Genomic DNA, 21,142 nt, shown 5'->3' with positions numbered 1-21,142 from the left:
GACGATGACTATAGAAAAGAGCCCGAGCGCGATTCGGGTTGCGGTGTGGGGATGCGGTTCGTTTGCCCTCAAGGCGCACTTCCCGGCGTTGCTAAGGCTCGAACAGGAAAACCTGGTCTGCCTCGACGCGGTCTGTGCCCGCTCCGAGGCGTCGCTCGCGCGTGCGCGTGCGATTCTCGGCCGACCGGATCTGCGGGCATACACGCAGCCGCACGAATTGCTGGCCGACCGCGACATCGACCTCATCGTGATCGCCCTGCCCATTCCGGCCGCGGCGGCGGCCATTCGCGCCGCGCTCGGCAGCGGCAAAGCCGTAATCAGCGAAAAGCCTTGTGCAGCAAGCGTTCAAGAGGCCATTTCGCTACTCGACTTTCATGCCACGCTCAAGGAGCGGCCTTTCTGGTCCGTGAACGAGAACTACCGGTGCAAGCCGCTCGTCGCAAAGGTCTCGGAACTGTTGCGTGACGGCGTGATCGGCCAGATCTACGACATCAGCTTCGACTTCACTTTTCCGTTGGGACCGGAACCCGAAGGCTGGCGCCAGACGGCCTCGTTTTCGGGCGGATACGCCATGGACTTCGGCGTGCATTACATCGCCGCCCTGCGTGCCTGGTTTGGCGAAGTGAGCGAGGTCTACGCGCGAACCGCGACGATGCGCCCGTTCTCGCCTGGCGGCGACACGCTCGCCTCGCTGATGACGTTCGAGCGCGGCATACCCGGCACCTTCAAGATTGCCTTCGCCTCGCACGCGACGGATGTGCACAGCCCCGATCTGAAGATCAGCGGCTCGCACGGCCTGCTGAGCGTGAATTTCCGGCTTGGCGCGCTGGAGTTGGTCACGCCGTCGGGGCGACAGACGTTCGACCTCTCCTTCGACGGCTGGGAAACCGGTGGTGTCTATGAGACGCTCAAACACAGCATCGGCGCACTGCGCGGCGAGCACGCGCTGGCGTGCACGCCTATGGAGGCACTGATGGACATGGCGGTCATCGACGCCATGGTGCGATCGGGCAAGACGGGCGTTGCCGCGCGTCCCGCCGATGCGATTCCCCGAACGGTCTCGCCCGCCCGGCCCGAAGTCCATACGTTCGAGCGCTCCGTGTCGTTCCGGCCGAAGCAGATCGAGTGGTGTGCGACGCTGGCCGAATTGCAGAACGTGGTCGCGCAGGCCGGCAGAAGCCAGCGAGCCGTGCGCGTCATGGGCGCCGGCCGCTCGTGGGCCTCGCCTGTCGTCACGGACGACTTGCTGATCAACACCGAAAAGCTCGAACCTCGCATCAGCATCGATATGCGGAGCAAGCGCATCAAGGCGTCGGCGGGCGTGCAGATCGGCGACATGAACCGGGCCCTTGCGAGCCACAACTTGTGTCTGCCGTCCTTGACGTGCAGCCCGCAAAGCACGATCGGCGGCGTCATCTCGACGGGAAGTCACGGCACGAGCTTGCGTCATGGAACCTTGTCCGACCGCGTGACCGAACTGACGCTGGTGCTCGCGTCCGGCGAATTGCTGAAGCTCAGCGAGTCGCATCATCCGGAATTGCTGCGCGCCGCGCGTGTCTCGGTCGGCATGCTCGGCGTCATCGCGGAAGTCGAGCTGCAGGCCGTGGATATCGAGCACTTCGAATTCTTCCAGTCCACGCTCGACGCGCAGACGTTCCTGGCCGTGCAGGACGAGTTGTGGGCCGGCTTCGACTACGCGTGGTGCAAGTGGCCCATCGGCTCGGACAATCTGCATATCGTGTACGGCAAACGCGCCTCTGCCGAAGGGCAAGGCTTCCCGTTCATTGCCCGCGGCATGGAGCAACCGTACTGGTATGGACTCCTGCCCGACCCGCCTTCCGCCACGCGCGTGCCGCTATTCGAACGCGACGCTCAAGTGCGCTCCATGAGTGCGCAATATGCTTTTGCCGGTTCACAACTGCCGGAACTGATGACGCAACTCCACGATTCGCCGTTTTTCGGCGAGAACGAGGGGCGCATTCTCGAATTCAAATATCTGCGTGGCGAAGGCAAGTCGATGCTCGGCCCGAATATCGACGAGCGCAATGTGGCCATCAATCTCGCCTGGGCGGAGATCGACCGTAGCCGGCGCACGACCGCATTCGATTCATTCGAGCAGTTCGCGCATCGTTTTCACGGACGGCCGCACTGGGGCAAGCATCACACCATCCACGACGAACGATACGTGGCGCAGGCCTTCCCCGAGTGGAACCGATTTTCCGAATTGCGCAAGGAACTGGACCCCGCGGGGATCTTCAAGATTCAGGGACAGTGGATGACCTGAATCCTGTGTCGAATATCTGACGGGTGGCGCGAACCGCGCCATGTCACACATTCCCCGTCAAACGCACTCAATATCGCGCGAGCACTTTTTCGACATCCAGCGTCTCGTGCTGTTTCCAGAACGAAAGGTGAGAAACCAGCAGCGGCGCAAAAATGGATTTCTCGACGTTGAACAGCTTGGGCACGACACGCGTCATCAGGTGTTCGTCGTCCATGCTCGGCTGAGCCGCGAAGTAGGCCGCCTGCATGTACGCAAAGAGCACATGCTTGAAACCGACGAAGTTAATCGAGAACCGGTCGAGCGGCGGCAACTCGAAGAGTTTCGGACCCGACAGCGCCTTATCCTTTATCTGGGGCAGATGGTCTACGAAGTAGTCGTGCAGCGTGGCGCACATTGGCGCGCTCTCCCACAGGCTCCCGCAGATCCCCTGCAACGGGTATTCGAATTCCAGCGGCAAGCCCGGGAAATACCCATGCTTTGCCTGGTAATGCGCGCAAACCCCGTTATTGATGACGTTGGCGCTGACGATATTGCCACCGCGCGTGCGGGCAATTTCAGCGAAGAAATCGTCGAGCATTTCGATATCGCAATACACGATATCGTCGTCGAGCTTAAGGAACAGATTGTCGGCGTAGAGGTTCGACGCGTAATGCGCGTAAGCCAGGCTGAATCCGTCGAATCCCTCCTTGCCGCATTCGACTAGTCTGATTTTTTGTTGCACTGACGCGTCCCGCCAGATGCCCTGCGAACCGTATCCCGTGTGAACCAGAATGTCGCTGTCCGAGCGTGCGAAGCCGGGCACGACAAAGAGCGGCTCGCCGTTCAGGTGAATGCTTACCGTGTCGCCCTCCTGTTCCAGGACAACGACATTTTCCACGCCAGGTCTCAAGGCGAGATTCGAAACCTCAACCGGCTCGGCGTGCAAGCCGTAACTGCCGACATGGTCGAATTTCCGCAGCAGGGTGCGGGTATTGGAAAACGCGCCGAATACGATTTCGATGCATTCGCCGTTCGTCATCTGGAACAGCAGATGCGCGTCGTTCTGCGCGACAACTCCGATCTCCCGGCGGGCCAATTCGAAGGCGGAAAAGCGCACATAGTCCAGCGAGTCGTTTTCGGTCAGCACGAACCGAGCGTCGCCGAACTCTCGCTCAAGCCACGCGCGGTCGGAATCCTTGCGCGCGAAATTCCAGATGTGCCATTCATCCACATACCCCAGATCGACTGCCTGGCGCATGAAGACGGCCTGCCTGGACATCATGTTTTCTCTGCCGGCAAACGTGAAAGCAATTTTTTTCATAAAATAATTTCGAATACGTAAAATTTGACGCGGGCAGACGCGACCTTCATTCACATCAGCTGAATCAGCGGAACTTCGATGCTGCGCAGACCGCGGATGTGCAGCCAGAATCCCAGGAATCGCTCCGCGAGAAATCCCGGATAGCGGTTGTTGTAGCTGTCGTAGCGCGGACCGATTTTTTTGAATACCGAATCGATTACCGGAAACAATTCCTCGCAATATTCATTGAACAAGGCGCGGCGCATCGCAAAGATATTGCAGATCGGCGTCAGTCCCGTCACCCTGAAAATGTCGAATTGCGAATGGTGATCGGGATAACGGACTTCGAGTTCCGCCATAAAGGCTTCCCATGGTTCGCGCTCGTGAAAATGAAGATAGTGATCCTCGACCGATCGGAGCGACGGCACGGTTTTAGGCAGCACGATATCGCTGACGTTGAGCATCCGACGAAGCTGGGCGTATTGGGTCGGGTGCGTCAGATATTCCACGATATGCGCCTCGGTCGGCAGACCGACCGTCGCTCTTTGATTCCAGGTTTCGTCGATCACATAGTTCAGGTAACGACGATAGTGATAAAAGCCGACGATGTCGGCGTCTGAATTCTTCCACACCCAATAGAAAGCCGTCAGCTCGTTATACCAGGGATTCAGCGCCGCAATATTCGCCCCTTCGCTATCGGGTTGCACGCCCGGCGCCTGGTATCCGTTCACACCAATCGGCACGATCCAGTCGCAATCTTCGTTGCGATGAAATTCCTTGTGAAAGGTCTGATAGATCTTCAATCTATGCGCGATATTTTCGTTCGCCTGCAAAACAAATCCTCCTGCTTTTATACGAATTGCTTTTCGCAGAATGCGAGCGCCGATGCGACCACCTGATGCATATCGTAATAGCGATATTCACCGAGTCGGCCGCCAAAGTGGATCTTCGCGGAGATCTTGTCTGCCTCTTCGCGATACTGCTCGAACAGCGCCTCGCTTTGGGCATTACGCTCCGGGTAGTATTCGATATCGCCCTTCACCCAGGCTTGCGGATACTCGCGTGTCACCAGCGTCATGGGCTCTTTCTGGTTCATGTCGAAGTGCTTGTGTTCGAGAATCCGCGTCCAGGGCACCGACGCTTCGGTGTAATTGACCACCGCATTGCCCTGGAAATCGTGGCTGTCGATCAGAAGCCTTTCGAATCGCAGCGAGCGATATTCAAGTACACCGTGCCGATAATCGAAGAAGGCGTCGATGGGGCCCGTATAGATCACGTAATCGTATTCACGAATCCACATTTCCCGATTCAGGTGAAAATCGATGCCTGTTTCCACGCGTACGCCTTCGAGCATTTTTTCGATGATGGCCGTATAACCACCCACCGGAATTCCCTGATAGCGATCATTGAAATAGTTGTCGTCGAACGTCAACCTTACGGGCAGACGCTTGACGGCATCCGCAGGAAGCTCGCGGGGATGTTTTCCCCATTGCTTCTGCGTATAACCCTCGATAAACAGTTTATAAAGCGTCGGACCGATAACCGAATGACAATATTCTTCCATGTTCCCGGGGTTGTCATTCGCGATGATATCTTTCGCGAGACAGGCTTTGGCCTCGTCCGGCGTTCTCACACCGAATACCTGATACAGCGTGAAGAGATTGATCGGAAAGCTATAAATACTGTCCTCGTGCGCGACCTTTACCCGATTCACATAATGATTGAATTCCGCGAACTGACCCATATAATCCCAGATTCGCTTCGAATTCGTGTGAAATATATGGGCGCCGTAGACGTGCTCATGGCAGCCCGCTTCGGGTACATGACGCGTGAAGACATTCCCGCCGATATGATTGCGCTTTTCGATCACATGACAGTCGTGGCCTGCCCGGCGCAATTCGTGGGCGCAAACCGCGCCGTATAGTCCCGACCCAACGATTAAAACCCGCATACAGATATTCCTTGTGCTTCCAGATAAGGCGAATATTCAGTTCGGGCCACCGGGACCGAAGCGCAATAATCGATTTGCCATGTCAATCGTTCGTGAAAGTGCACCGGGATGCACACCTACCCGTGCGAACGCCCTCCACTTTTCAGCGCAAATCATAAGGACAGGGCCGATCCCACCATCAGCCAAAGAGCGGGGTAAATGGGCACCAATTCGATCCGCCACGCGAGTACGACGGCCCCAGGCCAGGCCTGTGCGCCCTTCCAGGCGGGCACCACGGTCGCGAAATGAAAACAAATTGAAAGAAATTTTCGGGTGGGCGAGCGGGAAATAATTAAGTGGATATTTATTCCATGATTCACGGAAAATATCGAATTTTTTCCCGAAAACTGGCGGCACACATCTCAATTTTCGATGTTTGTCGTTTGTACCTAAAAGAATTACATCTCCCGCACGTGGGCGACCTGATCCTTAACTGATCACTTACGTCATCTTTCTTAAAGTTTCCATCCATTACTTCCGATATCCAGACGACGGCACTTACGGCTGGATCCCCCGACCAAGGCGAGGCAGCGCCGTGGCATGTGGCGCGATGCAAGAGCAGGAAGTGAGTGTTCGTGGCGTCTGCCCCAGCGCTGTAGCGGGTGGGCAATATAGGAATTCCAAGAAGGTAATAGGACGACCAAAATGACATCAATCATTTCGTCGCTGAGCGCCGCCCAGGTGCAGAACCTCACGACAGATCAGTTCAAGGCCATGTCGACGGCGGATGTCGCAGCCTTGACCACGGCGGATGTCGCGAATCTGAGCAGTGCCCAGATCAACGCCATTCAGGCTTCATCGATCGTGAAAATCAGCAACGCGGCGCTCGGGGTGATTGCTTCGAACGCCTCGCTGGCAGCAGGCTTGAACACGGCCGATATCGTTGCGCTTTCGCCCGCCCAGATCGCTACGCTCGGATCCGCTGGCATCGTGAACATCGGCACGAACGACATTGGCGTGCTGACGACAAGCCAAGTCAAGTCGCTGACCACGTCTCAGCTCAACGCGCTGGCCCAGGCCGGTGCGAACGGCATTGCTCAAATGGCCTCAGCTGCGCTGCAATCTCTGAGCGCCGCGCAGATCGGCCAGATCGGCACCGTGGGTCTGGCCGCTCTGGCTCTGGTGACTGCCACCGTCGGTCAGCTGACGACGGCACAGGTCTCCGGTCTGACGACGGCTGAACTGTCCAGCCTCAGCACAAGTGCGCTCACGAGCCTGCTCAGCGGCACGGATCAAGGCAAGCTATCGGCCGCGCAGGTCACCGCGCTCGGCTCGGCAGGCGTGAACGCACTGAGCTCGCTCGCGTCGGGCCAGATCTCCGGTCTGACGTCGAGCCAGGTGGCGAACCTGAGCACGGCGCTCCTCAGCTCGCTGACTTCGTCGGAAGCCTCCAAGCTGACGACGTCGCAACTCGCCGGCCTCGTGGCGAACACCGGTCTCGCAACCAGCCACGCCTCGCAGGTGCTCGCCGGCCTGTCGGCCGCGCAAATCGGTCAGCTCGGCTCGGCAGGCCTGACTGCTCTGGCTGCAGCTACCGCTGGCCTCGGTCAGCTGACGACGGCGCAAGTTGCCGGCCTCACGACGGCGGAACTCTCGACCATCAGCACGGCTACGCTCACGAGCCTGCTCAGCGGCACGGATCAAGGCAAGCTGTCGGCCGCACAGGTCACCGCCCTCGGCACGGCTGGCGTGAACGCACTGAGCTCGCTCGCGTCGGGCCAGATCTCCGGTCTGACGTCGAGCCAGGTGGCGAACCTGAGCACGGCGCTGCTCAGCTCGTTGACCTCGTCGGAAGCCTCCAAGCTGACGACGTCGCAACTCGCCGGCCTCGTCGCCAACACGAACCTGGCAACCAGCAACGCGTCGCAGGTGCTCGCCGGCCTGTCGGCCGCACAGATCGGTCAGCTCGGCTCGGCAGGTCTGACGGCTCTGGCTGCGGCTACCGCTGGCATCGGTCAGCTGACGACGGCACAAGTCTCCGGTTTGACGACGGCTGAACTGTCGACGCTGAGCTCCAGCACCTTGAGCAGCCTGCTGTCGTCGAATGACGTCGCCAAGCTGTCGGCTGCCCAGATCGGCGCAATGTCGACGAATGGTCTGGTCGCGCTCGGCAGCATCACGGGCGGTGCACTCACGACCGCACAGATCTCCGGTCTGACGACGGCTCAGTTGCATAGCCTGACGACGGCTCAGATCAATTCGACGGCAACGTCGCTGCTGTCGACGTCTGATCTGCAAAAGCTCTCGGCCACGCAAATTCAGGCGCTGACGACGGACGTGGTCCAGGCACTGGGCACCGCGCTTCTGTAATACCCGCGGATCCGGGCATCGCGCCCGGGTCTGCACCGCCCCTGTTCGTCGGGGGCGGTCCCCTGAGCAATAAGCATGACGTGCCCGCCGTCCAGCCTCACCTCACGGCGGGCACGTGTTTTATCCCGAACCGGCCAGACCTGCTGCGTTACGGCATCTGCACCTGAAACGATCGACGCAAATCGCCGTGGAAAACGAATACGCTCTCAAAGTTCTGCTCGCCTGCCGCGGCCAACTGGCCCTGACCGATCTCGTCGAGTACGCAAACCGGATTGGCTCAGCAGGACTCAACGACCTTGCCGTGGTGCTTTACCGGGCATGGCTCGAACATACCGATTCGCCTCACAAACACCTCGTCTGGTTCAATCTCGGCGCAACCTATAACGAGATGGGCCGTCTGGACGATGCAAAGCAGGCCTATAAGCAGTCGATCGAACTTGCACCGGCTTTCGTCCAGCCGCGTGTAAGCCTCGGCACGCTGTACGAGCGCATGGGCCAGCCCGATGCCGCGCTGGCCGAATGGACCTGGGTCGCGCGCACGACATCGGATCACGACCCGATTAACGGACCGCTGCGCCTGCTAACACTGAACAATCTCGGCCGCCTGTCCGAGGCGCAGCGCAAATTCGCCGACGCAAAGGATTGGCTCGGCCAGAGTCTGGCGCTACGTCCCGCCCAGACGGACGTGCTGCAGCACTGGGCTTACCTGCGCGCGCGCACCTGCTCGTGGCCGGTCTACGCGCCGTGGCACGACGTGGACGTGTCGATGATGCGGGCTTCGACCTCGGCGCTGGCAAAGATCTCGCAAACCGACGATCCGGCCGAGCAACTGGCGGCGGCGCGCCGCTACGTCGAGGAAAAGGTCGACACGACCCTGCCTGCGCTCGCAGACGGCCTGCAGTATGGCCACCGCAAGCTGCGCATCGGCTATCTGTCGTCGGATTACTCGCTGCACCCGGTTTCGATGCTGATGGTCGAGTTGTTCGAACTGCACAACCGCAACGATTTCGAGGTCTATGGCTATTGCTGGTCGCCCGAAGACGGCTCCGCGCTGCGCCAGCGCGTCATCCGCTCGTTCGATCATTATTTCCGCATCGACAAGCTCAGCGACGCCGAGGCGGCCCGCCTGATCCGTGAACACGAAATCGACATCCTGATCGATCTGCAAGGCCAGACGGCGGGCGCTCGCGCGCATATTCTGGCCGCCCGCCCCGCGCCGCTGCAGATCACTTACCTCGGACTGCCGGCTACCACCGGATTCCCGTTCATCGATTATGTGATCGCCGACGAATATCTGATTCCGCCGGTACTCGCGCCGCATTACAGCGAAAAGATGCTGTACATGCCCGACGTCTACCAGGTCAGTGACCGCCAGCGCGTGATTGCGCCGCTGCCGTCGCGTGCAAGTTGCGGCTTGCCCGAAACGGGCACGGTGTTCTGCTCGTTCAACAACAACTACAAGATCACGCCCGAAATGTTCGACGTCTGGTCGAACATCCTGCGGCGCGTGCCGGGCAGCGTGCTCTGGCTGCTCTCCGATAACCAGTGGGCCGAAGCGAATCTGCGCAGCGAGGCGCTCGCGCGGGGCATCGAGCCCGAACGGCTGGTGTTTGCGACGCGCGCGTCATCATCGGACTTCCTCGCGCGCATGGCGATCGCCGACGTGTTCCTGGACACCTTCCCGTTTAACGCCGGCACGACCGCCAATGACGCGCTGTGGGCCGGTCTGCCGGTGCTCACGCGTGTGGGCCGCGCCTTCGCCTCGCGCATGGCCGGCGCGCTACTGACGGCCGCGGGCCTGCCCGAGTTGATCACCGATAACGTGCAGGATTACGAGGACAAGGCAGTGGCGCTTGCCGAGGCTCCGCAGGAACGCCTGCGCCTGCGTGAAGCCCTCGCGAGAGTCAAGGCCGAGGGTGTGCTGTTCGACACGCCGCGCTTCGCGCGTACGCTCGAGCAGAAGTTCAAGGAACTGGTCGCCGCGCTGCCGCGCCGCGCCGAGGCTGCCTGATCGCCGCGACTTGCGTTGTCTTGTGCCCGGAATCGGTCGAATGAGTACGGCCGGCGCATCGTGATGATGCGCCGGGGCCGGATCGGATGAACGATGCACGCTGGATCGCGGCCGATCGCCTGGATGGGCGGCTATGGTGCTTGCGTACGTACGGGATGCGGAGTTTGTTCAGAGGCTCGCCAGGCACCGATAAAGATAATGTCGGCACCAGGCTAGCTGGAGACTTGGCGCGCCCGGCTGGGATCGAACCAGCAACCCCTGCCTTCGGAGAACAGATTTTTTATGAGCTTTCCTATAATAAAATCAATAACTTAATTTTTCAGGAAAACCTATTTTTGGCAAATTTCTGACAAATTTTCACTTTTTTCCAGAAGCCCACCGAATTTTTGCCAAATGCCCGGGCGTCAGCACCAGCGCCGGAAGGCGAGCGGCTACGACCGCAGCTACTTCCCAACGGGAATGGGGTTTGGGGCTTGCCCCAAGGTGTTGTCTGTTGATTCCGCTTGAGCCACAAATACTCCGGAATCCAAATGATTTTTGTGGGCTATTGAATCCAGAATAATTTGATACTCGCCCTCAGCATCTGATTCCTGAAGTGTGCAGGCTTGAATCAAATCACGCAAATCAGCTACGGAAATAGTTATATCATCAGTAGTCCGGATTTTATCTCTATTATATATGAATTCCATTTTTATTATCCTTTTTCATTTTTGATTGAGTTAAGTCTGGGTTGGTTGACTCATATTTATCTTTCAATCTTGAGTTCTCTTTCTGTAGACTTTCAACGTAGGCATTAAGTTTTTCAATCTGCTTGGCTTGAGCCACATCCTTATTGATGGCCTCCCGATACTCATCTCGGCGGGCATCAACTTCAATCTGACGACGTTCAAGCTCAACCTTTTCCTGTTCCAGCTTTGCCTTCTCAACGGAAAAATCTGCCAGCATTTGTTTTAGGTCAAGATTGAATTTTTCACGTAATGCCTTATTCTGCTTTAACAATTTGTTAATCATCGGCTTGAATTTTTCCCGCACTTCATCCACTGATACTTTTTTCATAATTAATCCGGTCTCCAAAGTATCGATGACCTTCTCAATCCGCTTATCATAATCCGTATTGAGTGCCTTTTCTACGCGATCGTAGAACTCTTTTAATGTTGTATGTTTTCTCATGCTTCCTTTCACTCCTCTGGTTAATCCATATTTTTTATTCCACTCTGCGTGCCGGTCGTGTAAACCAACAAGAAATTCAGGGTTATAACGGTCGGCCTTCAATGACCAAGTCTCTTTGAAAAATTCGCCCTTCTGGTTTTTGTATTTCTTAACTGATTTTATTTCAGTGCTAATCATGAAATGAATGTGTGGCGTTTTTTCATCCAGATGAAGGACAGCAATTTTTAGCTGATCGCCAAATTCTTTTCTCATAAACTCAACCTGATCATCCGCCCATTTTTGTACGTATTCCTTACTTTTGTTCTCAAAAAATTCTGGCGATGCAGACACGATGAACTCCATCATGAGCACGTTATCTTTCTTCTCCTTGACCCCAAGCCCCTGATAAAAAGCAGTCAGTTTTTCCTGAAGGTCGCTCGATTTTTTTATGTCCGCACCCAGCGTGTTCACCAGAATTTGATTCAAATGGGAGCGCCCGGCATCGATATTATTTTGCAAACGCAATCGGAAATTATGCTCGGCTGCCTGGGTGATTTGAGTCCTCGTCTTGACTTTCTCGGCTCTTAATATATTATTATTCATGTGGTCTCCTCTTTTATTTTTGTTGTTGTAGGCACCGTTACTTCTACGGTTTTTGCTTGGTCGCTTTTCCGTATTGCCTTATACTAACTTAACAGTTTTTGAGAGCACGTCAAGATAGCAACCTTCGGGTTGCTATCACTCACTATAGAAACCCCTTTGGGGTTTCCGTTCGCCAAAAGGGCTTCGCCCCTTTGGATTCCCCAAAAGCAAAAATCAAAATCCGGTCGTAAGGGCCAGCCCTTACAATCCCTTCCGGCAGAAATAAAAAATCCTGCTTGCTGGCAGGATTTTCTATTTCAACCGGGCGCAATTTGAGTTTATTTTTTCTGATTGAGCAATCCACTTGCATAATGGCGAAGCATATTTAATGAGCTATGCCCCACGTGTTTTTGGAGCCCTTTCTCCGTGGAGAGATCCGGTTGCTCCAGAGCTTCAATAGTTTTTTCGAGGTGACGGAGATCAGTTTGTCCGGTCATATTTGCGATTGCAATGACGCTTTTATTTCCCATCAGTTCGAGAAAGCGCGCAATAAATTCACGTCGGCAATCGTGAAATTTTACTTCAGTGAACCCATATTCTTTTTTCAATTTCTGCCAGATCCCGGCAAAACCTGAAAGCGAATACGTGAACAATCTCGGAGAATTTTCCCTTTTTTGGATCAGGGCAAGAGCCTCTTTTGCCTCATCCCTCAACAGCAATTTTCTCGGCTTACCTGATTTAGTGACACCTAAATAAATATGCGAGTCCTTAATCTGACTCCATTCCAAAAACAGAATTTCACTTCGGCGTGCACCGGTGAGCAACGACAGAATGAATATCTGATTGACTTCTTGGTTAGAATAATTTGCCAACGCATTTATAACAGCCTCCTCTTGCTCAGGAGATATTCTCCTATCAAGTGGAGCATTGTGACCCGTCAGTCGGCTTTTATCAGCCAGCTTGACCGGGTTAATCAGCCAGTGCTTTTTATAAAAATCAGGAGCTACGTGCATGGTGTAATTCACAATGGCACTAATAACACCTAATTCCCGTTTTACCGTGGATTTGGCCTTTTTCTTTAGTGCCGTTTGGATATATGAATTAATGGCAACGTGATCGAGGAATTTTGCAGGAATATTCCCCAGGGTGGTCTTTGTAGAAACCAGCAGGGTTTCCCAAATACCATCTACCTTGCTATCGGCATTCCTCTTGTATTCAATGGGTGTATCCAGAATGGACTTCAACCGATATTTTGTGGAATCCTCATTGAATTTGCCAGTGGGCTTATCCAAGTCCTTACCCTCAATCTTTCCTTCAAAATATTTTTTCGCATAGAAGGAAAACGGGGTATCGGTTAGCAATTTGACACCCTGGTCATCGCCATACTTACTCAGCATGAGTTGACCCAACTCATGCTGAGTAAGATTCTTGGCCACCGGGCGTTTTTCCGGTGTATCACCGTTCAGGACTGCTTTCCGGGCTTCAATAGCATTAGGCAAGGACTCAAAGGTCTCGTTGTAGTCAATGCCTTTCTTGAGCCGTTTGACACGCACGCGGTAGCGAATTGACTTCGACTTATCTCCATTGGTCCACTTGATGACCTCAATGCCTTTGGGCACTTGTTCTGCGTCAGCACTCACGGCAACCCCTTTTGTCAGAATACTGCCTTATCCTAACGCAGGCGCACGAGATCCGTTTGGCAAATTTTTGGCGAAAAACAGGGATTTTGTCTGAAACGACCGAGAATGCCTGCTTAGACAGACAACCTAACCTATTGATTTCGTTAGGATTTTGGCGCGCCCGGCTGGGATCGAACCAGCAACCCCTGCCTTCGGAGGGCAGTACTCTATCCATTGAGCTACGGGCGCGTTGTCATTTGAGCGCTGCGATCGGTCCGAAGAACACGTAGGACAGCAGCGTCGAAGAGACCGAGAGAATACCCGGTTTCGGTCGGCCCGTCCACCGCGCGGGGCGGGCGGCGCGACGACGTGCCCAGCCAGGGCCAGCCCGGCCCAACCCACGCCACGACAACCCGAAAATCCGGGTAAACGCCCGCTGAACACCTCACCCACACCGCAACCGACAGCGAAACCTTGCGTCTATAATCGACCCTGTTTGCTCAATCGCAAGGCTAATGCCGTCCTGCTGTACCGCTCACCAAAAAACCAACGGGAGACGAGACAAGCATGAGCGAAGCACCCCACGGAGCCCCGATCAAAACCCCCGGCCAGCTGATCGCCGCTGTCGTTGCCGGGTTTGCCGTCCCCATCGTCATCATCATTCTGCTCGCCTACTACGTCGACAACACGACGCGCACGGGCGCGGGCACCGACGAGCTTTCCGTCCAGCAGGTCACCGACCGCATCGCGCCGATCGCGCAGGTGTCGATTCGCGACGCCAACGCGCCGCGCGTCTACAAGACCGGCGAGCAGGTCTATCAGGCCGTCTGCTCGGCGTGTCACGCGAGCGGCGCGGCGGGTGCGCCGAAGTTCGGCAATTCGGGCGACTGGGCGCCGCGCATCGCCCAGGGCTATGACACGCTTTGGCACACGGCGCTGACCGGCAAGGGCGCCATGCCCGCGCGCGGCGGCACGAGTCCCGACGATTACTCCGATTACGAAATCGGCCTCGCCGTCGCCTATATGGCGAACCACGGCGGCGCGAACTTCCAGGATCCGCCCAAACCGGCGCCGGGTGCGGCCAACGCCGCGTCGGGTGCTGCGACTGCTTCGGGTGCGTCAGGCGCAGCGGACGCCAACGCGGCCCAGGCCTCGGCAGCGGCAGCCGCCATCGCCGCGATCCCGCAGACCGGTTCCGCGCCGGCGGGCGGCGCAGCCAGCGCCGACGCCTCGCAGGCCGGCAAGGCGCTCTACACGCAGGTTTGCCAGGCGTGTCACGCGGCGGGCGTGCTCGGCGCACCGAAGTTCGGCAACAAGGCCGACTGGGCGCCGCGCCTCAAGGACCCGATGGACACGGTCTACAACTACGCGCTGCACGGCAAGGGCCAGATGCCTCCCAAAGGCGGTTCGACCGCCTCCGACGCCGACGTGAAAGCCGCCGTCGATTACATGGTCAGCGCGGCAAAGTAACCGCCGCCGCCGCTCTCAGCAAAAACAAAGGGCCGCATCGTCAACCGATGCGGCCCTTTTCATTTCAGCGATGCCTAAACGCCCAAAAAATCAGCCCTTCTGCAACAGCGCCTTGAGGCTGGCGAGCCGATCCTTGGGCGACATCGGCGCTTCCTCGGCTGTAGGCGGCGGCGCCTCGTCCAGCCCCATCTCGGGGATAAAACGCGATGCCTCGCACACCACCGTCTCGCGCGCCCGCTTGCGCTTCTTGCACCAGTTCAGATGCAGGCTGCGCTGCGCGCGCGTGATCGCCACGTACATCAGGCGGCGTTCTTCCTCGATGCGCGCATCGTCAACGATGTCGTCTTCCGAGCCGCCACGGTGCGGCATGATGCCCTCCTCGACGCCCACGAGGAATACGTGCGGATACTCCAGCCCCTTCGACGCGTGCACGGTCGACAGGCGCACCGCATCCGGGTCTTCCTCCTTGCCTTCGAGCATCGACATCAGCGCCACGGTCTGGATCAGGCCCATCAGGTTCTTGCCGGTATCGGCGAGACCATCGGTGTTGTCGTAGCCCGTGGCCTCGCTATCCTCGCCGATTTCCTGTTCCGGCTTGGTGCCCTTGCGCTTGAGCCACTCCAGGAATTCGAGCACGTTCTGCCACTTCGACTGCGCCTGGCGCTCGTCGAAGGCGTCATAGAGATACGCCTCGTAGTGGATCGCGTCCATCAGGTCGTCGAGCACGACGGTCGCCGGTTCCTTCAGCGCACGCTCGGCGAGTCGCTGCATGAAGTCGCAGAACACGCGCATCGGCTCGACCTGACGCGCCGACAGCCGCGCCTCGATGCCGCCCATGTACACCGCCTCGAACAGCGACACCTTCGCCTGGCCCGCGAACGAGCCAAGCGCTTCGAGCGTCGTATTGCCCACGCCCCGGCGCGGCGTGGTGATCGCGCGGATGAACGCGGGATCGTCGTCGTGATTAGCGATCAGGCGCAGATATGCGCAGATGTCCTTGATTTCGGCCTTGTCGAAGAACGACTGGCCGCCTGAGAGCACGTAGGGAATGCGCTCGCGGCGCAGCACCTGTTCGAAGATGCGCGCCTGGAAGTTGCCGCGATAAAGAATCGCGTAATCGCGGAACTGCGCGCGGCGCTCGAACTTGTGCGCCGACAGACGAAACACGACCGATTCGGCTTCGTGCTCTTCGTCGTTGCAGGGCGTGACGGTGATGGTGTCGCCCATGCCGTGCTCGGACCAGAGTTTCTTCTCGAACAGCTTCGGGTTGTTGGCGATGACGTTGTTCGCCGCCGTGAGAATGCGCACCGTCGAGCGATAGTTCTGCTCCAGCTTGACGACGTGCAGCTTCGGGTAATCCTTGCCGAGCTGCGCGAGATTTTCGATCGTCGCGCCCCGCCAGCCGTAGATCGCCTGGTCGTCGTCGCCCACGGCCGTGAAGGCCGCGCGCGGGCCCGCCAGCAGCTTGAGCAATTCGTACTGGCAGGTGTTGGTGTCCTGGTACTCGTCGATCAGCAGATAGCGCAGCTTGTTCTGCCAGCGCTCGCGCACGGGTTCGTTCTTCGCGAAGAGTTCGGTCGGCAGGCGGATCAGGTCGTCGAAGTCAACGGCCTGGTACGCGTGCAGCGTCGCCACGTAGTTGCGGTAGACGATGGCGGCCTGGTGCTCGTCCTCGTTCGACGCGGTCGCGAGCGCTTCTTCCGGCATCACGAGGCCGTTCTTCCACAGCGAGATGATCGACTGGATCTTGCGGATGAAGCCCTTGTCCGTCGAGCCGACCTGCTCCTGGATCATCGAGAAGCAGTCGTCCGAATCCATGATCGAGAACTGGGGCTTCAGGCCCAGATGCTCGGCTTCCTGGCGCAGGATCTGCACGCCCAGCGAGTGGAACGTACACACCGTAAGCTGGTTGGTCGGCACCTTGCGGCCTTCCTTGCCGGGCGTGGTGAGCGTCTTGCCTTCGAGCAGCTTGCCCACGCGCTCGCGCATTTCGGCGGCGGCCTTGTTGGTGAAGGTGACGGCCGCGATATGGCGCGGCTCGAAGCCTTTCGCTTCGATCAGGTGCGCGATCTTCTGCGTGATGACGCGCGTCTTGCCGCTGCCCGCGCCCGCGAGCACGAGACAGGGACCGTCGAGATAGCGCACCGCTTCGTTTTGGGCGGGATTCAGACCTGCGGACATCGTTGCCTGGATTTGGAAAAACGGGTGGTACGGCCGGGAGGCGCGGGCTTTCGCGACACACGCTCCCGCCGCTCGACGGCGAAGCGCGGCGAGCCGCGCGGGCGAGAGGCGAAGCCGCGTCAAAGCAGCAACGCGGCCGCAGCCTGCATGGCGCAGCGGGGCCTCTCGCACGAGAGGTGCGATGTTAACACGGTCAGCCAACTGGCCGATGTCGCCCCGCTAACCGCAAATGACGCCGAAGGCGCCGCTTGCATCTGTCCCTCGCGCCTTGCCACGCGCGGCGCCGTGCGTGCCAAAATAGCCAGTTCCCTCCACCTGCGGCATCGCTACTCGCACCGCCGTGCGACACGCGGCTTGATCTGCTGCATAACCTGCTGGAAAGAGGACGCGCTACATGACTGCACCGCTGCAAATCGGCCTGATGGGCTACGGCTTCGCCGGCCAGACCTTCCACGCCCCCGTGATCGCCCATAGCGGCGCGGCCACGCTCGCCGCCATCGCCACGAGCCAGGCCGAGCGCGCGCAGGCCGATTATCCCAACGCCGCAATCGTCCCCGATATCGACGCGCTGCTCGCGCTGGACGCCATCGAATGCGTCGTGATCGCCACGCCCAACGACACGCACTACGAACTCGCGCGCCGCACGCTTGAGCGCGGCAAGCACGTGCTCGTCGACAAGCCGGTCACGCTCACCGCCGAAGAAGCGCGCACGCTCGCGGCCATCGCGAAGCAGCGCGGCCTGGTGTTCGCGCCGTTTCATAACCGCCGCTGGGACGGCGACTTCCTCACCGTCAAGCAGTTGATCGCCGATGGCGAGCTTGGCCGCGTCACGCACTACGAATCGCATTTCGACCGCTTTCGTCCGCTGGTGCGCCAGCGCTGGCGCGAGGACGCCACGCGCGGCGGCGGCCTGCTCTACGATCTCGGGCCGCATCTGATCGACCAGGCGCTTGCGCTGTTCGGCACGCCGCAATCGGTGACGGCCTTCGTCCACACGCGCCGCGACAACGCGAGCGCGCCCGACTACGCGCATATCGTGCTGCGCTACGACGGCCTCGACGCCGTCCTGCACGCGAGCGCTCTGGCCGCCTATGCGCCGCGTTTCGCGATTCACGGCACGCGCGGCAGCTACCTGAAGAACGGCCTCGATACGCAGGAAGACCAGTTGAAGGCGGGCCTGCGCCCCGGTCAGCCCGGTTTTGGCGACGGCAACGAGGCAGGCCGCCTGCACGCCGTGAGCGACGACGGCCAGGAAGCCGAGCGCGAAATCCCCAATGCGGCGGGCAATTACGCCGATCTGTACCGGGCGCTTGCGGCGGCGATCCGCGAAGGCCAGCCGTTCCCGGTGAGCCCGCAGGACGCCATCGACGTGATGACGATCGTCGAGCTGGCGATGCGCAGCGCCGGGGAAGGCCGCACCATCGCGTTCTCGCGGGCGGCCTAGGCCACGAGTGCCACGACTGCGGCCGGGCGCGCCCTTGCATTCGCCCGACGCGGCTGAAAGGTCCATACAAACGGTTACATCTGCGGGGCGCCGCGCGGTCATCGCTGCGCGCGCGCCAGACGTTTGCCGACATACAACGCCGCAAAGAGCGATAACGACCAACCGGAGAGTCGCGAATGACCCGCTTGAATACCCGCTGGAATACCCGTTTGAACCGTGCCTCCCGTATTGCCGCCGCCGGCGCGCTCGTCTCGACGCTCGCCGCTTGCGTCGTCAATCAGCCGGCGCCGCGCCCCGGCCCGAATCCGCATGAAGCGGCGGTGGACCGCCTGCATCAGATCGACGCCCGCATCGACAACCTGAGCCGCCGCATCGACGCTCACGTGAATCAGGGCTACTACCCGCCGCCCCAAGGCGGCGCGCTGCATCACCGCCTCGACGTGATCCGCGGCGAAGCGCACGACATGGCCGCCCAGCACGGCGGCGGCATTTCCGGCGACGAACAGCACGTGCTGAATCAGGAACTCGACACGGCTGCACGCGCCATCGGTGAATAAGCGCGCTGCGCGATACATCGACGGGCCGCCTTGCGCGGCCCGTTTTCATTTCAAGCCTGCACGCACCCAAAACGGGTCCGATCCCAAGTCCAATTTCGCCTGTCTGCGCGAACCGGCTATGCGCCCTGCAAGCCCCGCCAGTGGCCCGTTTCGCCCCTGCCGATGCCAGTGGCGCCCGTTTTTTTCCGCATTGACATAGCCCTGCGGCGTCGCGCACAATCGCTGCGCGCGCCGGGAGAGCGCGCCGTCCATGTCCAGCGTATCGCCAGGACAAAAGACGGCGCCGCCGAAGGGGCAACCCACAAACTCTCAGGCAAAAGGACCGTGCGCGCCGGACCGCTGAATCGCCTGCCTCGTGCTCATGCACGCGGCAACCGGATCGGCACTCAGGTTCGCAACTCTGGAGAGCGGCAGTAGGACGGCGGATCATCCCCGCGTTCAGGCTGCCCACCGAAGGGGCGCGCGTCGTCAAGACGCAATCTCTCAGGTATCGAGGACAGAGGGGCCATGCACGAAATGACCACGGGCATTGTGCCGGCGGCGTTTCCTGCATGGCCTTTTTCGTTTTCGCGCGACATTGCGCAAGAACGCTCGCGACCGCCTGAGGCCCCATGACCGAACTCAAACGCACCCCGCTGAACGACACGCACCGCGCGCTCAATGCCCGTATGGTCGACTTCGGCGGCTGGGACATGCCCGTCAACTACGGCTCGCAGATCGACGAGCATCGCGCCGTGCGCACCGACGCGGGCATGTTCGACGTCTCGCACATGTGCGTGGTGGACTTCGCGGGCGCGAAGGCACGCGAATTCTTCGCGCGCGCGCTCGCCAACAACGTCGCCAAGCTGACGACGCCGGGCAAGGCGCTCTACTCCTGCATGCTCAACCCCGAAGGCGGCGTGATCGACGACCTGATCGTCTATTACTTCGCCGACGACGCGTTTCGCACCGTCGTCAACGCGGGCACGGCCGAAAAAGACATCGCCTGGTTCGAGAAGCTCAACGCCGAAGGCGGCTTCGGCCTGACCATCACGCCGCGCCGCGATCTGGCCATCGTCGCCGTGCAAGGCCCGAACGCCCGCGAAAAGGTCTGGCAGGTCGCGCCCTCCTCGCGCAGCGCCACCGAAATCCTCAAGCCCTTCAATGCCGCGAAGATCGAAGCGACGCCGTTCGGCGAGCTGATGATCGCGCGCACCGGCTATACCGGCGAGGACGGTTTCGAAATCGTCGTGCCCACCGCCGCTGTCTGCGAACTCTGGGATGCGCTCAAGCGCCAGGGCGTGACGCCTTGCGGCCTCGGCGCGCGCGACACGCTGCGCCTCGAAGCCGGCATGAACCTCTACGGCCAGGACATGGATGAAGGCGTCTCGCCGCTCGACGCGGGCCTCGCCTGGACCGTCGACATGAAGGAGCCGCGCGACTTCGTCGGCCGCCCGGCGCTGGAAGCCAATGGCGCGCGCTCGACCTTCGTCGGCCTGATCCTGCAGAAGGAAAACGGCAAGGCGGGCGGCGTGCTGCGCGCGCATCAAAAAGTCCTCACGCCGCATGGCGAGGGCGAGATCACGAGCGGCACTTTCTCGCCGACGATGCAGGAATCCATCGCCTTCGCGCGCGTGCCCGTGGGCGTGCAGCCGGGCGACCTCGTGCAGGTGCAAATCCGTGACAAGGCCCTTCCCGCAAGCGTGGTAAAACTGCCGTTCGTGCGCAATGGCAAGGTGCTGGCCGCCTGATCCTGCAAGCGTTTGCAGCGGGTTGCAGTCCTCGCACGCCGCGCACGCCTCCCTCTTTTCAAGCCATAAGCGAACGCAACTTCGCAACCACGCACTGGAGCAACCATGAGCATCCCGGCCGATCTGAAATACACCGAATCGCACGAGTGGGTTCGCACCGAAGCCGACGGCACCCTGACCGTCGGCATCACCGACCACGCACAGCAGGCGCTGGGCGACATCGTCTTCCTGGAACTGCCCGAAGCCGGCCGCCAGGTCACCGCCGGCGATGCAGTCGCCGTGATCGAATCGGTCAAGGCCGCGTCGGACATCTACGCGCCGGTTTCGGGCGAGATCATCGCCTCGAACGCGGAACTCGCCGACACGCCCGACCAGGTCAACACCGAGCCGTATGAATCGTGGCTCTTCAAGATCAAGCCCGCCGCAGACGCCACGCTCGACGGCCTGATCGACGCCGCCGCCTACGAAAAGGCCATCGGCGCTTAACCCCAGCAACCGTCACGGCGCGACGCGGCGGCACAGTGCCTTTCATGGCC

At 59.5% G+C, this 21,142-nt stretch carries 16 protein-coding genes, 1 tRNA gene and 2 riboswitches; of the genes, 9 read left to right on the top strand and 8 right to left on the bottom strand.

The window, feature by feature from the left end:
* Nucleotides 1–4: 4 nt before the first annotated feature.
* Complete coding sequence (locus B0G62_RS18820) at nt 5–2,284, top strand: FAD-binding protein (protein ID WP_103705730.1); 2,280 nt, start codon at nt 5–7, stop codon at nt 2,282–2,284.
* Nucleotides 2,285–2,351: 67 nt separating this feature from the next.
* Here the strand turns inward: B0G62_RS18820 and B0G62_RS18815 are convergent, their stop codons facing one another.
* From B0G62_RS18815 to glf, 3 genes are read right to left on the bottom strand one after another with little or no spacing between them, the layout of a single operon-like run.
* Nucleotides 2,352–3,584, bottom strand: a complete 1,233-nt coding sequence (locus tag B0G62_RS18815; RefSeq protein WP_103705729.1) for a hypothetical protein — start codon at nt 3,582–3,584, stop codon at nt 2,352–2,354.
* A 50-nt stretch (nt 3,585–3,634) separates the two neighbouring features.
* Nucleotides 3,635–4,396, bottom strand: a complete 762-nt coding sequence (locus B0G62_RS18810) for a DUF4422 domain-containing protein (protein ID WP_167401306.1) — start codon at nt 4,394–4,396, stop codon at nt 3,635–3,637.
* A gap of 17 nt (nt 4,397–4,413) precedes the next feature.
* Entirely contained in the window at nt 4,414–5,514 is a 1,101-nt protein-coding gene (gene glf / locus B0G62_RS18805; RefSeq protein ID WP_103705727.1) for a UDP-galactopyranose mutase, read from the bottom strand.
* A gap of 684 nt (nt 5,515–6,198) precedes the next feature.
* Here glf and B0G62_RS18800 point away from each other — a divergent pair.
* From B0G62_RS18800 to B0G62_RS31370, 3 genes are all read left to right on the top strand, one after another.
* Complete coding sequence (locus B0G62_RS18800) at nt 6,199–7,863, top strand: beta strand repeat-containing protein (protein ID WP_103705726.1); 1,665 nt, start codon at nt 6,199–6,201, stop codon at nt 7,861–7,863.
* Between the two features lie 187 nt (nt 7,864–8,050).
* A complete protein-coding gene (locus B0G62_RS18795; RefSeq protein ID WP_244193302.1) occupies nt 8,051–9,874 on the top strand; it encodes an O-linked N-acetylglucosamine transferase, SPINDLY family protein in 1,824 nt (607 codons plus the stop codon).
* Between the two features lie 86 nt (nt 9,875–9,960).
* Nucleotides 9,961–10,224: a hypothetical protein gene (locus B0G62_RS31370; RefSeq protein ID WP_146055328.1), complete on the top strand. Its 264-nt coding sequence runs from the start codon at nt 9,961–9,963 to the stop codon at nt 10,222–10,224.
* Nucleotides 10,225–10,317: 93 nt separating this feature from the next.
* Here the strand turns inward: B0G62_RS31370 and B0G62_RS31365 are convergent, their stop codons facing one another.
* The 4 genes from B0G62_RS31365 to B0G62_RS18780 all read right to left on the bottom strand — a co-directional run bounded on the left by B0G62_RS31365 (nt 10,318) and on the right by B0G62_RS18780 (nt 13,473).
* On the bottom strand, nt 10,318–10,563 hold the full coding sequence (locus tag B0G62_RS31365; RefSeq protein WP_146055327.1) for a hypothetical protein: 246 nt from the start codon (nt 10,561–10,563) through the stop codon (nt 10,318–10,320).
* The gene (gene mobV, locus B0G62_RS18790) at nt 10,547–11,626 is read right to left on the bottom strand and encodes a MobV family relaxase (protein ID WP_103705725.1); all 1,080 of its coding nucleotides are present in this window, start codon (nt 11,624–11,626) and stop codon (nt 10,547–10,549) included. Before mobV ends, B0G62_RS31365 begins: the two co-directional genes overlap by 17 nt.
* Before the next feature lie 317 nt (nt 11,627–11,943).
* Complete coding sequence (locus tag B0G62_RS18785; RefSeq protein ID WP_103705724.1) at nt 11,944–13,245, bottom strand: site-specific integrase; 1,302 nt, start codon at nt 13,243–13,245, stop codon at nt 11,944–11,946.
* A gap of 152 nt (nt 13,246–13,397) precedes the next feature.
* A tRNA-Arg gene (locus B0G62_RS18780) sits at nt 13,398–13,473 on the bottom strand.
* Between the two features lie 318 nt (nt 13,474–13,791).
* Between B0G62_RS18780 and B0G62_RS18775 the strand changes: the two genes are divergently transcribed.
* Entirely contained in the window at nt 13,792–14,694 is a 903-nt protein-coding gene (locus tag B0G62_RS18775; RefSeq protein ID WP_103705723.1) for a c-type cytochrome, read from the top strand.
* Between the two features lie 90 nt (nt 14,695–14,784).
* Here the strand turns inward: B0G62_RS18775 and B0G62_RS18770 are convergent, their stop codons facing one another.
* Nucleotides 14,785–16,875, bottom strand: coding sequence for a UvrD-helicase domain-containing protein (locus tag B0G62_RS18770; RefSeq protein WP_103705722.1), 2,091 nt, complete (start codon nt 16,873–16,875; stop codon nt 14,785–14,787).
* Nucleotides 16,876–17,269: 394 nt separating this feature from the next.
* On the opposite strand from B0G62_RS18770, the gene B0G62_RS18765 reads away from it, so the two are divergent.
* The 4 genes from B0G62_RS18765 (at nt 17,270) to gcvH (ending at nt 21,092) form a co-directional block, all read left to right on the top strand.
* Nucleotides 17,270–18,319 carry an oxidoreductase gene (locus B0G62_RS18765; protein WP_103705721.1) on the top strand — a complete coding sequence of 350 codons (1,050 nt, stop codon included), beginning with the start codon at nt 17,270–17,272 and terminating at the stop codon, nt 18,317–18,319.
* Between the two features lie 176 nt (nt 18,320–18,495).
* Nucleotides 18,496–18,876 carry a hypothetical protein gene (locus B0G62_RS18760; protein ID WP_103705720.1) on the top strand — a complete coding sequence of 127 codons (381 nt, stop codon included), beginning with the start codon at nt 18,496–18,498 and terminating at the stop codon, nt 18,874–18,876.
* 222 nt (nt 18,877–19,098) lie between these two features.
* A riboswitch (glycine riboswitch) is annotated at nt 19,099–19,210 on the top strand.
* A gap of 56 nt (nt 19,211–19,266) precedes the next feature.
* A riboswitch (glycine riboswitch) is annotated at nt 19,267–19,386 on the top strand.
* Nucleotides 19,387–19,487: 101 nt separating this feature from the next.
* A complete protein-coding gene (gene gcvT / locus B0G62_RS18755) occupies nt 19,488–20,606 on the top strand; it encodes a glycine cleavage system aminomethyltransferase GcvT (RefSeq protein WP_103705719.1) in 1,119 nt (372 codons plus the stop codon).
* Nucleotides 20,607–20,711: 105 nt separating this feature from the next.
* A complete protein-coding gene (gene gcvH, locus B0G62_RS18750) occupies nt 20,712–21,092 on the top strand; it encodes a glycine cleavage system protein GcvH (protein ID WP_103705718.1) in 381 nt (126 codons plus the stop codon).
* Nucleotides 21,093–21,142: the final 50 nt, after the last annotated feature.

It is taken from the genome of Paraburkholderia eburnea (assembly GCF_002917095.1).
GTDB classification, from domain to species: Bacteria; Pseudomonadota; Gammaproteobacteria; order Burkholderiales; family Burkholderiaceae; genus Paraburkholderia; species Paraburkholderia eburnea.
The sequence above is the reverse complement of the archived record's forward strand: the minus strand, read 5'-3'. Positions and strand labels throughout refer to the sequence as shown.